The 13541-nt window shown below is 74.9% G+C and carries 9 protein-coding genes; 1 reads left to right on the top strand and 8 read right to left on the bottom strand.

Features of this window, described 5'->3' with window-relative positions:
- Positions 1-137: 137 nt before the first annotated feature.
- The 8 genes from pgl to tkt all read right to left on the bottom strand — a co-directional run bounded on the left by pgl (position 138) and on the right by tkt (position 11842).
- A complete protein-coding gene (gene pgl, locus ABFX46_RS28180; protein WP_346046690.1) occupies positions 138-890 on the bottom strand; it encodes a 6-phosphogluconolactonase in 753 nt (250 codons plus the stop codon).
- Positions 887-1906 carry a glucose-6-phosphate dehydrogenase assembly protein OpcA gene (locus ABFX46_RS28175; protein WP_346046688.1) on the bottom strand — a complete coding sequence of 340 codons (1020 nt, stop codon included), beginning with the start codon at positions 1904-1906 and terminating at the stop codon, positions 887-889. The genes pgl and ABFX46_RS28175 overlap by 4 nt, the downstream gene beginning before the upstream one ends.
- Complete coding sequence (zwf, locus tag ABFX46_RS28170; RefSeq protein WP_346046686.1) at positions 1906-3432, bottom strand: glucose-6-phosphate dehydrogenase; 1527 nt, start codon at positions 3430-3432, stop codon at positions 1906-1908. Before zwf ends, ABFX46_RS28175 begins: the two co-directional genes overlap by 1 nt.
- 94 nt (positions 3433-3526) lie before the next feature.
- The gene (locus tag ABFX46_RS28165) at positions 3527-5119 is read right to left on the bottom strand and encodes a glucose-6-phosphate isomerase (protein WP_346046684.1); all 1593 of its coding nucleotides are present in this window, start codon (positions 5117-5119) and stop codon (positions 3527-3529) included.
- Positions 5116-6813, bottom strand: coding sequence for a phosphoheptose isomerase (locus ABFX46_RS28160; RefSeq protein ID WP_346046682.1), 1698 nt, complete (start codon positions 6811-6813; stop codon positions 5116-5118). The genes ABFX46_RS28165 and ABFX46_RS28160 overlap by 4 nt, the downstream gene beginning before the upstream one ends.
- 116 nt (positions 6814-6929) lie before the next feature.
- Positions 6930-8585, bottom strand: a complete 1656-nt coding sequence (locus ABFX46_RS28155; RefSeq protein ID WP_346046680.1) for a glucose-6-phosphate isomerase — start codon at positions 8583-8585, stop codon at positions 6930-6932.
- On the bottom strand, positions 8582-9697 hold the full coding sequence (gene tal / locus ABFX46_RS28150) for a transaldolase (RefSeq protein ID WP_346046678.1): 1116 nt from the start codon (positions 9695-9697) through the stop codon (positions 8582-8584). The genes ABFX46_RS28155 and tal overlap by 4 nt, the downstream gene beginning before the upstream one ends.
- 93 nt (positions 9698-9790) lie before the next feature.
- Entirely contained in the window at positions 9791-11842 is a 2052-nt protein-coding gene (gene tkt, locus ABFX46_RS28145; protein WP_346046874.1) for a transketolase, read from the bottom strand.
- A 676-nt stretch (positions 11843-12518) separates the two neighbouring features.
- Here tkt and ABFX46_RS28140 point away from each other — a divergent pair.
- Positions 12519-13508 (top strand): heme o synthase, encoded by a 990-nt coding sequence (locus ABFX46_RS28140; protein WP_420867462.1) that lies wholly within the window; start codon positions 12519-12521, stop codon positions 13506-13508.
- Positions 13509-13541 lie beyond the last annotated feature (33 nt).

Raw genomic sequence — 13541 nt, 5'->3', positions numbered from 1 at the left:
AACTCCTCACGCTCGCCTGCTCGACCCGCGCCGGCGGGTCATGCCCCGATCAAGGGGTGCACAAGATATCCACGTGCTCAGGTTATGCGCGGTTCAGCGCGAGGCATGCGGAACCAAGGCCACTCTTCGGTGTTCTCTCAGCCGGGCAATTGGGACGCGGCGGCGGTGTCCAGGAGGAACAGGGTGCGCTCGCGGCCGCGGGCACCGGCGACCGGGGCCTTCTCGGGGTCCGTGCCGCCCAGGCCGAGGCGGACGGCGTCCGCCTTCGACCCGCCGGCGGCCAGCACCCACACCTCGCGCGCCGCGCGCAGCGACGGGAACGTCAGCGAGATCCGGGTCGGCGGCGGCTTGGGGGAGTCGTGCACCGCCGCCACCGGGCGCTCGTCGCGCAGCGCCGGCAGGCCCGGGAACAGCGACGCGACGTGCGCGTCCGGGCCCATGCCGAGCATCAGCACGTCGAACGCCGGGACGGGGCCGCCGTCCGGGCCCGCGGCGGCGCGCAGCTCGGCGGCGTACCGCTCCGCCGCCGCCTCCGGGTCGTCGCCGTCCGGGCCGTCCGAGGGGGCCATCGGGTGCACCCGCGCCGGGTCGACCGGGACGTGGTCGAGCAGCGCCGCCCGCGCCCCGGTCTCGTTGCGCTCGGCGTCGCCGGCGGGGAGGAACCGCTCGTCGCCCCACCACACGTCCAGGCGGCCCCAGTCGATCGCGTCGCGCGCGCCGGCGGCGGCGAGCGCGGCCAGCACGGCCGTGCCGACGCCGCCGCCGGTCAGCACGACCGACGCGGAGCCGCGCGCCGCCTGCGCGTCGGCGAGCCGGGTCACCAGCCGCGCGGCGGCGGCGTCGGCGAGCAGCTCCTGGTCGCGGTGGATCAGGACCTCGGGGGCGCTCACGCGTCCCCCCGCCGCTCGTCGACGTGCTGCTCGGCGGGCTCGGTCGCCGCCGCCTCGGCGGTCGCCGACACCGGCTCGCTCGCGACGCCGGGCGCCGCCGTGCCGTGCGCGAGGTCCTTGGCGAACCGGGCGGCGGCGTCGCGGTAGACCTCGTCGGGGTCGAGGCGCCGCAGCTCCTCGGCCAGCAGCTCGGGCATCGGGCGGCGCAGCAGCGACACCTGCCGGTCGGGCTGCCCCGGCCGGCACAGCGTCGCGACCCGCCCGTCCGGGCGGTGGATCTGGATGTCGCCGCTGGTCGTCGTCAGCCGGACGCCGGTGAGGCCCGGCCCCTCCGACACGGTCCGCTGCATCGGCACGCCCAGCCGGATCGACAGCCACGCGGCCAGCAGCTCCGCGCTCGGGCTGTCCGGCTCGGCGGCGACCTCGCCGGACACGATGTCGTCGTGGTCCTGGTCGAGCGCGGCGGCCAGCAGCGACCGCCACGAGGTCAGCCGCGTCCAGGTGAAGTCGGTGTCGCCCGGCCGGTAGCCCCGCGCGAGCTGGGCGAGGGTGCCGAGCCGGTCGCGGGCCGCGTAGGCGTCGGTGACGCGGCGCTGCGCGAGCGCGCCCAGCGGGTCCTCGGCCGGCACCTTCGGCACCTTGCCGCCCGGCCACCACGTCACGACCGGCGTGTCCGGCATGAGGAGCGGGACGACGACGGAGTCGGCGTGCTCGGCGAGCGGCCCGTACATGCGCAGCAGCACCGTCTCGCCGGGGCCGGTCTCGCCCATCCGGATCTCGGCGTCCAGCCGGGACGAGCCGCCGCGCGGGTCGCGGGAGATGACGGTCAGCACCCGGCACGGGTGCTCGCGCGCCGCCTCGGTCGCGGCGCGGACCGCGTCGTACTGCGCCGACTCGTCGGTCACGATGATCAGGGTGAGCACCATGCCGACGGCCGGGCCGCCCATCAGATGCCGGGACTGCGTCAGCGCGTCCTGGATCTTGCGGGTGGTGGTTCCGGTGAGATCGATGTTCATTAGAGCCGCCTCCAGGTGCGCCCGTCCCGCGCCATCAGCTCGTCGGCGCTGGCGGGCCCGTAGCCGCCGGACTTGTACTGGTCGAGCCCGCTGCGGGACGCCCAGTACTCGGTGATCGGGTCGAGGATCCGCCAGGACAGCTCGACCTCCTCCTGCCGGGGGAACAGCGGGGGGTCGCCGATCAGCACGTCCAGCAGCAGCCGCTCATAGGCCTCGGGGGAGGTCTCGGTGAACGACTCGCCGTAGGCGAAGTCCATGTTGACGTCGCGGATCTCCATCGAGGTGCCGGGCACCTTCGAGCCGAACCGGACCGTGATGCCCTCGTCCGGCTGCACCCGCATCACCAGGGCGTTCTGCCCGAGCTCCTCGGTGTCGGTCTCCGAGAACGGCAGGTGCGGCGCCTTCTGGAACACCATCGCGACCTCGGTCACGCGACGGCTGAGCCGCTTGCCGGTGCGCAGGTAGAACGGGACGCCCGCCCAGCGGCGGTTCTGGATCTCCAGCTTGATCGCGGCGTAGGTCTCGGTGCGGGAGTCGGCCGGGATGCCGTCCTCCTCCAGGTAGCCCTTGACGTTCACGCCGCCCTGCCAGCCCGCGGCGTACTGCCCGCGCGCGGTGGACTGGGCGATGTCGCCGGGCACCCGCACCGACGAGAGGATCTTGGCCTTCTCGGCGCGGACGGCCTCCGCGCGGAACGACGTCGGCTCCTCCATCGCGGTCAGCGCGAGCAGCTGCAGCAGGTGGTTCTGGATGACGTCGCGGGCGGCGCCTATGCCGTCGTAGTAGCCGGCCCGGCCGCCGATCCCGATGTCCTCGGCCATCGTGATCTGCACGTGGTCGACGAACGAGCGGTTCCAGATGGGCTCGAACATCGTGTTGGCGAACCGCAGCGCCAGGATGTTCTGCACGGTCTCCTTGCCGAGGTAGTGGTCGATCCGGAAGATCGACTCCTCGGGGAAGACGCGGTGCACGGTGTCGTTCAGCTCCACCGCGGTCCTCAGGTCGCGGCCGAACGGCTTCTCGATCACGACCCGGCGCCAGGCGCCCTCCTTGCGGTCGGCGAGGCCGCTGCGCTGCAGCTGCTCGACGACCTGCGGGAAGAACTTCGGCGGGATCGACAGGTAGAAGGCATAGTTGCCGCCGGTGCCGCGGCTCTCGTCCAGCTCCTTGACCGCCATCGACAGCGCGTCGAACGCGCCCGGGTCGGAGAACTCGCCGGGGACGAAGTGCATGCCCTCCGACAGGTGCGTCCAGACGTCCTCGCGGAACGGGGTGCGCGCGTGCGCCTTGACCGACTCGTAGGCGATCTGCCGGAAGTCCTCGTTCTCCCAGTCGCGGCGGGCGAAGCCCACCAGCGAGAAGCCCGGCGGCAGCAGCCCCCGGTTCGCCAGGTCGTAGATCGCGGGGAGCAGCTTCTTGCGGGACAGGTCGCCGGTGACCCCGAACAGCACGAGTACGCACGGCCCGGCCACCCGCGGCAGGCGCTTGTCCCGCGGATCGCGGAGCGGATTGGCTGGGTTGGTCACGTGGCCCCCTCTGGTCGGACTGCGCCTTCTCGTCTCACTGCTTCAAGCATCCTGCCCCAACTCGTCCCGCGGGCCCGAATCGCGGGCACGCGCGTCATCGCACGCCTCTGGCCGCATCGAGCAGCCGGGCGAGCCCCGCCCAGCGGTTCTGCAGGTGCAGCCGCACCACCGGGCGGCCCGCCGCGCGCGCGTCGCGGGCGTCCCCGAGCGCCCGCGCGAGCTGCAGCATGCCCAGCCGGTGGTGCCGGCCCGGGACCGGCACGTCGCGGTCGGCGTTCCCGGTCACCAACAGGTATACGCACCCGCCGGTTCGATCATTCCCGGCCGCGGCGGGCCGGGCGCCCCAGCCGGTGCGCACCGGCCGGCCGCAGCGCGCGGCGAGCAGCGCGGCCAGCCGGCGCACCTGCGCGCCCTGCCCGCGGGACTCGTCGGGATCCAGGTAGGCGACGAGCTCGAGGTGCTCGTCCGGGCCGATGCCGCGGGTGAGCCCGTCCAGCAGCGCGGTCAGCCCGGACGCGCCGGCCAACTCCGGCACGGTCGTGTGCGCCTCGACCGCCCGGCCGTGGTCGCCGTCGGCGAACAGCGGCTCGCCGGCGCCGTCGTCCAGCGTCATCGGCGCGGGACGGGCGGCGGGCGCGAGCGGGTCGGCCTCCAGCAGGTAGGCCGCGACGGCGGCGGCGTACTCCCACACCACCAGCTGGGCGGCGAGCGGCCCGGCGACGGTGGCGTCGTCCTGGTGCGGGCGCCCGCCGAACGTCACGAGGAACAGGTCGCCGGCCGGGGTCAGGGGGAGGCCGCCGTCCTGGACGACCGGGACGAGCCGGCCGCCGGTCGCCTCCTCCAGCAGCGCCGCCGCCCAGCGCGCGATGCCCGGCAGGCCCGGCGGGCGGCCGCCGAGCACCACCGTCCGGCGCCCGGCGCGGGCGGCCCCGCCGAGGATCGCGCCGAGGACGAGGCCGGGGTTGTTCTCCGGCCGGGTCAGCGCGGGCAGCACCGCGGCGGCCCCGCCCAGCAGCGTCCGGACGTCGGCGCCGGCGAGGACGGCGGGCACCAGCGCGTAGGGGGACAGCGCCCCGAACGCGGTCGCGGCCGGGGCCTCGACGAGCGGGTGCCCCGCCTCGGCCGCGTGCTTGGCCGCCGCGGCGCGCGGCTCGGCGACAGCGACGATCCGGCGGGCGGCCTCGGCGGGGGAGAGGCCGGCGTCCGCGAGCATCCCGGCGAGCACCCGGCGGAGCGTCTCGGTGCCCGGGTCGTCGCCGGCGGCCACGACCACGGTCCGGCCGAGCCGGTCCTCGTCGTCGCGCAGGCGCAGCAGCGGGCCGGGCTCCGGCCCGTCCAGGACGGTGAGCGGGACGCCGTCCGCGGCGGCGATCAGCGCGGCGGCGCGGGCGGCCGGCCCGCCGCCGAGCAGCACGACCTCCGCCGGGCCGCCGCCGCGGACGTGCCCGCGCAGCTCTTCGGCACGGTCCAGGACGGCGCGGCCGGGGCCGGGCTGGCCGGGCCAGCACAGCGGCCGGCCCTCCGCCTCCGCCGTGGCGGCCGAGGGCCACAGCGAGGGGTCCTCGGAGGCGAGCCGGACCGGGACCTGGTCGATCCACAGCCGGCCGAGGACGCGCTCCGCGGCCTCCTTGAGCGGCCCGCGGGCCGTGATGGCCGTCTCCCCCGAGACGACGGCGGTGAAGCTCACGGCCTGCGCGCCCCCGCCACCGCGCGGACCGCCTCGGTCAGTCTCCCCGCGCCCTCGATCGGGTCGCGCAGGTGCAGCCGGATCACCGGCAGTCGGCGCTCGCGCAGCGCCCGCAGCTCCCCGAGGGCCCGCGCCAGCCGCAGTTGCGCCAGGCTGTAGGGGCGGCCGGGGACGGGATGGGCGGCGAGCGCGTCGCCCGGCGCCGGGTCGCCGGTGATGATGAGGAACGCGCCGTTGCCGGGGCCGTCCTTGTGCACCGGGCCGGTCGCGTGCGGGTAGCCGGGCCCCGGCCCGTAGGCGACGGGGCGGCCCGACCCGCGCGACAGCGACGGCGCCAGGTAGCGGCCGGAGAAGTCGCCCGACAGGTACGTCATCACCGACAGGTAGCCGTCGCTCGGGACCGAGGCGACCAGCCCGCCGAGGACGGTCTGCAGCTCGGCGCCGGGCGGCCACGGGAAGTCGGCGTGCACCTCGATGCCGTCCTCGACGTACACCGGCCGCTCCGCCGTCAGCGAGCCGGAGGACGCGGTGCGCAGCAGCGCCGCCGCGTCGTCCTCGGCCTCCTGCACGACCGTGCTGCCCGCCTCGAACGGGTTCACGCCGAGCAGCCACCCGGCGACCGCCGTCGCGTACTCCCACAGCAGGAACTGCGCGCCGAGCGGCGCCCACACCGAGGTGTCGGAGTCGTCCTGCGCCGCCGACTTCGGGTTGATCGACACGCCGTGCACGTCGGGGAACCCGCCGCGCGCGCCGGGCGGCTCGAACGCCAGCACGCCGCGGCCCCGCTTGCCGGTGCCGACCGCGAGGAGCTGGGAGATCCACGCGCTGAGCGCGCCCGGCCCGCCGGGCTCGCGCAGCAGCACCTTGTCGCGGGCGAGCCCGCCCGGCTCCTGCTGCGCGCAGCCGCCGATGACCGCGCCGAGCAGCAGCCCGGGGTTGTCCTCGTCCTTGGACAGCGACGGCACCAGCGACGCCGCCTCGTCCAGCAGCCGGTCGGCGTCCGCGCCCGCCAGCACCGCCGGGACGAGCCCGTACGCCGACAGCGCGCCGTAGTGCCCCGGCAGGTAGGGGTCGGTCAGCCCGATCCGGTAGCCGCACTGCCGGGCGAAGTCGTGCAGGGGGCTGCCGTGGTCGGTGATGACCAGGAACCGGCCCGCGATCTCCCGCTCCGACAGGCCCCGCTCCCGGAACGCCTCGGCGAAGATCCGCCGGTAGGCGTCGCCCTCCAGCGACACGCCCGCCTTGCTGGCGAGGACCACCAGGGTCCGGTCGAGCCGCTCCATCGCGTACGCCAGCGCGGCGGTGTCGCCGCCGTCCAGCACGGTCAGCTCGCCGGCCGTCCGCTCGCCGCCGGCCTCGGCGCCCGGGCCGCCGGCGCCGGCCAGCGCCGGCGCGTGCGCCTCCATGATCGCCTGCGCGGCGAGGCTCTCCGCGCCGACCCCGATCAGCACGATGTGGTCGAGGCCCGAGTAGCGCGCCTCCGACACCAACCCGTTCACCTGGTTCAGCAGCCCGCGGGAGGCGAACGGCAGGTCGAGCCAGCCGAGCCGGCTGTGGTCCACCGCGCGCCGCCCCCACAGCCGCGGGTCCTTGGCGGCCAGGGCGCCGGGGACGCCGCAGCTCACGAGGTAGTCCCTCGCCTGCAGCGCCGAGTCCAGCACGTCACCGCGCGTCAATACGTCGAATCCGGACACCGTTCCCTCCTGCCCCCCATCGTTTCAGGAGAGAACGGGCATTCGCGACCATCTCCATTGATCTTCTTGGGTCGCGTTCCGGATCCGTCCGGTCGCGGTGCGTCCGGGCAGGCCGGTCAGGCGAGCGCCGCGGCGAGCTGCGCGAGCCCCTCGGCGCGGTCGCGCAGGTGCAGCCGGACGGCGGGGCCGCCCAGCGCGCGCAGCACCCGCAGGTCGCCGTACGCCTGCGCGAGCTGCAGCTCGCCCAGGCTGTAGGGCCGCCCCGGCACCGGCACGTCGCCGGTCACGGCACCGGTGATCTGCAGGAACGCCCCGTTCAGCGGCCCGCCCTTGTGGTACTGCCCGGCCGTGTGCAGGTAGCGCGGCCCCCACCCGAACGTGACCGGGGCCGGGCTCCTGCGCACCGCGGCGCCGCGCGCGGCCAGCAGCGGGCGCAGCCCGGCCGCCGCCGCGTCCCCGGAGCGGTCCAGGTAGGCGAGCACCGCGAGGTAGCCGCAGTCGGGGACGTCGGCGAGGACCGCCTCCAGCGCCTCGGTCAGCGTCCGCGCGCCGCGCAGCGCGTCCTCCTTCGCGTGCACCTCGACCGCGCCCTCGACCAGCTCCGGCGGCCGCCGGACGACCGTCGGCGCCGTGCCCTCCTCCGACCGCAGCAGCGCGGCCGTGCTCGCCCGCGACTGCTCGGTGTCGGGCTCGTCGAACGGGTTCACGCCGATCACCCGGGCCGCCACCGCGACCGCGTACTCCCACAGCAGGAACTGCGCGCCGAGCGGGCCGGCGACGCTCACCCCCGCCTCGCGGCCGGGGCCCGGCTCGTCCGGGCGGCGGCCGAGGATGACCCGCCGCAGGTCGCCCGCCAGCTCGAAGCCGGGCGCGTCGACGCTCTCCACCACGACCGGGAGCAGGCCCTTGCCGTCCTTGCCGAGCGCCCCGGCGACGAGCTGCTCCGCCCAGCGGCCCACGCCCGCGAGGCCCGAGCCGTGGTCGGCGATCACCAGCTTGTCGCGGGCGCCGAGCGCCGAGGAGCCGAGCGCCGCGCCGAGCGCCAGCGCCGGGTTGTCGTAGGGCTGCCGCAGCGCCGCGGACAGCCGCGACGCCTCGTCCAGCAGGCCCGCCACGTCCACGCCGGCGAGCACCGCCGGCACCAGGGAGCGGGCGCCGAGCGCGCCGAACCGGTCGTCGGCGTCGGGTTCGGCCAGGACGAGGTGGTGGCCGACGTCCTCCGCGGCGCGCGCGAGGCCGGACCCCTCCTCGGCGACCGCGACGAACCGGCGCGCCAGCTCGGCGCCGCCCAGCCCGGCCTCGGAGAACGCGCGCCCGAACACCCGGCGCAGCGACTCCGCCTCGATGCTCTCGCCCACCACGACGACGAGCGTCCGGGCCAGGTCTCCGGCCAGCACGCCCGACACCTCGTGCGGGTCGGTGGTGTCGAGGACGGTCAGCTCGGCGCCGGCCGTCCGGCAGATCGCCTCGGCGGCGAGCGCCGCGCCCCCTGCGGCGGCCAGCACGATCCGGTCGAGGCCGGTGCCGCGCGCCTCGCCCAGCGGGCCGGCGAGCCGGTCCGGGAGCGACCGCGAGGTCTCCGGCAGGTCGAGCCAGCCGAGCCGGCGGGCGGCGAGCGGGACCGCGTCCGGCCCCCACAGCTTGGCGCTGCGGGACGCCAGCGAGCCCGGCACGCCGTCGGAGACGAGACGGTCCAGGACCGTCTCGCCCTCGTCGACGACGGCGCCGCGGATGGTGACCGAGATCCCCCCGGCGGTCACCACCGAGGTCACGCGCCGGCCGCCTTGGCCTCCAGCTCGCCGGTGATGGAGTCGAGCATGCCCTTCCAGGAGGCGGCGAACTTCTCGACGCCCTCGTCCTCCAGGACGCGCACGACGTCGTCGTAGTCGACGCCGGCGTCCTTCAGCGCCGCCATGTGCGCGCGGGCGTCGTCATAGGAGGCGCGGACGGTGTCGCCGCGGACCTGGCCGTGGTCGGCCTCGGCCACCAGCGTCGCCTCCGGCATCGTGTTGACGGTGCCCGGCGCGACCAGCTCGTCCACGTACAGGGTGTCGTTGAGGTTCGGGTCCTTCACCCCGGTCGAGGCCCACAGCGGCCGCTGGGGACGGGCCCCGGCGTCCTTCAGCGCCTTCCACCGGCCGGTGCCGAACTTCTCCTCGTACAGCGCGTACGCGAGCCGGGCGTTGGCGAGCCCCGCCTTGGAGCGCAGCTTCTTCGCCTCGTCCGAGCCGATCTTGTCGAGCCGCTTGTCGATCTCGGTGTCGACCCGGCTGACGAAGAACGACGCCACCGAGGCGATCTTCGACAGGTCGTGGCCGTTCTCGCGGGCCTGCTCCAGCCCGGCGAAGAACGCGTCGATGACCGCGCCGTAGCGCTCCAGCGAGAAGATCAGCGTGACGTTCACGCTGATGCCCTGGGCCAGCGTCCGCGTGATCGCCGACAGGCCCTCCTGCGTCGCCGGGATCTTGATGAAGAGGTTCGGCCGGTCGACGAGCCACCAGAGCATGCGCGCCTCGGCGACCGTCTTGTCCGTGTCCTTCGCCAGGCGCGGGTCGACCTCGATCGACACCCGGCCGTCAACGCCGTCGGTCCGGTCGTAGACCGGGCGCAGCACGTCGCAGCCCCAGCGGATGTCGTAGGTGGTGATCGCGCGGGACGCCTCCTCGACGTCCACGCCGAGCAGGGCCAGGTCGCGGACCTGGTCGTCGTAGGCGTTCCCCTTGCTCAGCGCCTTCGCGAAGATCGTCGGGTTGGAGGTGACGCCGACGACGTGCTTGTCCTTGACGAGCTCCGCCAGGTTGCCCGTCCGCAGCCGCTCCCGGCTGATGTCGTCCAGCCAGATCGAGACGCCCTCGTCCGAGAGCTTCTTCAGAATGTCGCTCATCGCTCTTCTCCTCGTCTTCGTGTCAGCGGTGTCCGGGGGGCGGACGGCGGCGGGGCCCGCGCCCGCGCTCGGCGGCGGGGCCCCGCCCGTCCCCTAGTTGCCGGTGGTCTCGCCGCGCCCGGCGCCGTGCACGCCGGCCTTGATCAGGCTCGCCTTCGCCGCCGCGACGACCCGCTCGGAGGTGATCCCGAACTGCAGGAACAGCGTCTTGTAGTCCGCGGACGCGCCGAAGTGCTCCAGGCTGACCGACTCGCCGTCGTCGCCGACGTAGCCGCGCCAGCCGAGCGCGACGCCCGCCTCGACCGACACGCGGGCCTTCACCCCGGGCGGGAGGACCTCCTGCCGGTAGGCGTCGGTCTGCTCCTCGAACCACTCCACGCACGGCATCGACACGACCCGGGTCGGGGTGCCCTCGGCCTGCAGCGCCGTGCGCGCCTCCAGGGCGAGCTGGACCTCGCTGCCGGTCGCGATGATGATCACCTCGGGCTGCCCGCCGTCGGCGTCGGCCAGCACGTAGCCGCCCTTGGCGACGCCCTCCGCGGACGCGATCTCGCCGCCGCGCTCCAGCGTGGGCAGCTTCTGCCGGGTCAGCGCGAGGCCCGCGGGGCGGTCGGTGTGCCGCAGCACGGTCCGCCACGCGACCGCCGTCTCGTTGGCGTCCGCCGGCCGGACGACGTCCAGGCCCGGGATGGCCCGCAGCGCCCACAGGTGCTCGACCGGCTGGTGCGTCGGGCCGTCCTCGCCGAGGCCGATCGAGTCGTGCGTCCACACGTAGGTGACCGGCAGCTTCATCAGCGCCGCCAGCCGGACCGCCGGGCGCATGTAGTCGCTGAAGATCAGGAACGTGCCGCCGTAGGGGCGGGTGCCGCCGTGCAGCGCGATGCCGTTGCAGATCGCGCCCATCGCGTGCTCGCGGACGCCGAAGTGCAGCGTGCGGCCGTAGCGGTGGCCGGGGAACTCCTTGGTCTGGAACTCCTCGGGGATGAAGGACGGCTCGCCCTTCATCGTCGTGTTGTTGCTGTCGGCGAGGTCGGCCGAGCCGCCCCACAGCTCCGGCAGCACCGGCGCGAGCGAGGCGAGGATCTCACCGGACGCCGCGCGGGTGGCGATCTCCTTGCCGGCCTCGAACGCGGGGAGCGCCTCGTCCCAGCCGGGGGGCAGCGCGCGCTCGGAGATCCGGTCGTACTCGGCGGCCCGGACGGGGTTGGCCGCCCGCCACGCGTCGAAGACCTCGTTCCACGCGGCGTGGTCGGCGCGGCCCCGCGCGGACACCTCGCGGGCGTGCGCCAGCACGTCCTCGGGGACCTGGAAGGTCTCGGCCGGGTCCATGCCGAGGATCCGCTTGGTCGCGGCGACCTCGTCGGCGCCGAGCGCCGAGCCGTGGATCTTGCCGGTGTTCTTCTTGTTCGGCGCCGGCCAGCCGATGATCGTGCGCAGCGCGATGAACGACGGGCGGGCCGTCTCGGCCTTGGCCGCGTCGAACGCCGCCGCGAGCGCGGCCACGTTCTCCTCGTAGTCGCCGTTCTCGGTCCAGTCGACGTGGTGGACGTCCCAGCCGTACGCCGCGTAGCGGGCCCGCACGTCCTCCGACATCGCGATCGCGGTGTCGTCCTCGATGGAGATCTTGTTGTCGTCGTAGAGCAGCACCAGGTTGCCGAGCCGCTGGTGGGCCGCCAGCGCGCTCGCCTCGTGGCTGATGCCCTCCTCGATGTCGCCGTCGGAGGCGAACGCCCAGATCATGTGGTCGAAGGGGGACTCGCCCTGCGGCGCGTCGGGGTCGAACAGGCCGCGCTCGCGGCGGGCCGCCATCGCCATCCCGACCGCGTTCGCGATGCCCTGCCCGAGCGGCCCCGTGGTCGTCTCGACCCCGGCCGTGTGCCCGTGCTCGGGGTGGCCCGGGGTGAGGCTGCCCCACTTGCGCAGCGCCTTCAGGTCGTCCAGCGTCATCGGGTAGCCCGACAGGTACAGCTGGATGTACAGGGTCAGGCTGGAGTGCCCGCAGGAGAGCACGAACCTGTCCCGCCCGGCCCAGTGCGGGTCGGTCGGGTCGTGCCGGAGGTAGCGCTGGAAGAGGAGGTAGGCGGCGGGCGCGAGGCTCATCGCCGTACCGGGGTGGCCGGAGCCCGCCTCCTCGACCGCGTCCATGGCGAGGGCGCGGATCACGTCCACCGCGCGCCGGTCCGTCTCGGACCACTCAAACGTGCTGTTGTCCCTGCTCACGGAACGCCAGGCTCCTCTCGAACCGGTGTTTCAAGTCCACTCTTACCGTTGTGCGCCACAGCTTCCCCTGCCCCGTGCCGCCGCCCGGTCCGCGGCGGGCGAAGATCATGCCGCGCCCCAGGCGAGCCTATCGCGCGGGAGGGCCGCCGCAGGCTCGGCCGTGCGGAGCCGCACGATGCCTCGCGATGGCATCCGGTGCCGTTCGCCGCCGTTCGATGTCGTTCGATGCCGTGCGGTACCGGGTGGTGCCGCGTGCCGGGCCGCGCACCGGGGGAGCGGCGCCAGCGGCACCTCCCTGCACCCTTGCCCGGACGCCTCGCGCGCTAACCCCCCGCACGGGGGATCCGGCGGGTGATCCCGGACGAGCCCCGGAACGTGCTCCGGGACGGGGCCGACCGGCCCGTCGGTCACCGTGCGGCGCGTCCGGTGACCCGGTGCACGACTCCCGGAGGGGTCGGACTACAGTGATGGCGCGGCTGACGGCAAGCGGCCGCGGCAACAAGACCAAGCCGAAGTCGCATGAACCCGAGGCCGGCCCGGAACACGGGGGCACCGCCGAGGTGGACCGATTTCTCATCCCTAGTTGGACGTGGACCCGATTGTGACGGTGCTCAGTAACAAGCGCGGGGTCGAGCTCGACGAGCGGGTGCCGGGGGCGCTCGCACCGGCCCTCGTGCCCAACCCCGCCGAAAGCGCCGCCCGCCGGACGGTGGGCGCGAGCCTGCGCGCCTATGTGGCGCTCACGAAGCCGCGCGTCATCGAGCTGCTGCTGATCACCACCATCCCGGTGATGTTCCTGGCCGCCGACGGCGTCCCGCCCCTGTCCACGGTGCTGCTCACGCTGGCGTTCGGGACGATGTCCGCCGGGTCCGCCAACGCGATCAACTGCTACATCGACCGCGACATCGACGCCAAGATGCGCCGCACCCGGCGCCGCCCGCTGGCCCGCCACCAGGTCACCCCGGCCCGCGCCCTGATCTTCGGGGTGACGCTGGCCGTGCTGTCCACGGCCGGGTTCCTGCTGGCGGTCAACCCGGTCGCCGCGGCCGGATCGCTGTTCGCGATCCTGTTCTACGTCTTCGTGTACTCGCTGCTGCTCAAGCGGCGCACCTCCCAGAACGTCGTGTGGGGCGGCATCGCCGGGTGCATGCCCGTCCTCATCGGCTGGGCCGCGATCACCGGGTCCGTCGCCTGGACGCCGTTCGTGCTGTTCATGGTGGTGTTCCTGTGGACGCCGCCGCACACCTGGACGCTCGCGATGCGCTACCGCGAGGACTACGCCGTCGCCAAGGTCCCGATGCTGCCGGTCGTCGCGTCCGAGCGCCGCGTCGTCACCGAGAGCCTCGCCTACACCTACGCCACCGTCGCGGCCTCGCTGGCGCTGTGGCCGGTCGCCGGGATGAGCCCGGTGTACGGGGCCGTCGCGGTCGTGCTCGGCCTGGTGTTCCTCGCCGAGGGGCACCGGCTGCTGAAGGCGGTGCGCGCCGGGGTGACCGGCGTCCACCTGCGGCCGATGCGGTTCTTCCACCTCTCCAACGTGTACCTGGCGCTGCTGTTCACCGCCGTGGCGGTCGACCCGCTGCTGCACTGAGCCGGCGCGGCCGGCCGGTCACCGCCGGTGAAC

The organism is Actinomadura chokoriensis (assembly GCF_039529475.1).
In the GTDB taxonomy this organism is placed as follows: domain Bacteria; phylum Actinomycetota; class Actinomycetes; order Streptosporangiales; family Streptosporangiaceae; genus Spirillospora; species Spirillospora bangladeshensis.
This window is presented reverse-complemented; position numbering and strand designations above follow the sequence as displayed.

Coding starts and splice junctions, on each gene's coding strand:
- tkt (WP_346046874.1), bottom strand. CDS start 11,842: ATGGACGCGGTCGAGGAGGCGGGCTCCGGCCACCCCGGTACGGCGATG.
- ABFX46_RS28175 (WP_346046688.1), bottom strand. CDS start 1,906: ATGAACATCGATCTCACCGGAACCACCACCCGCAAGATCCAGGACGCG.
- tal (WP_346046678.1), bottom strand. CDS start 9,697: ATGAGCGACATTCTGAAGAAGCTCTCGGACGAGGGCGTCTCGATCTGG.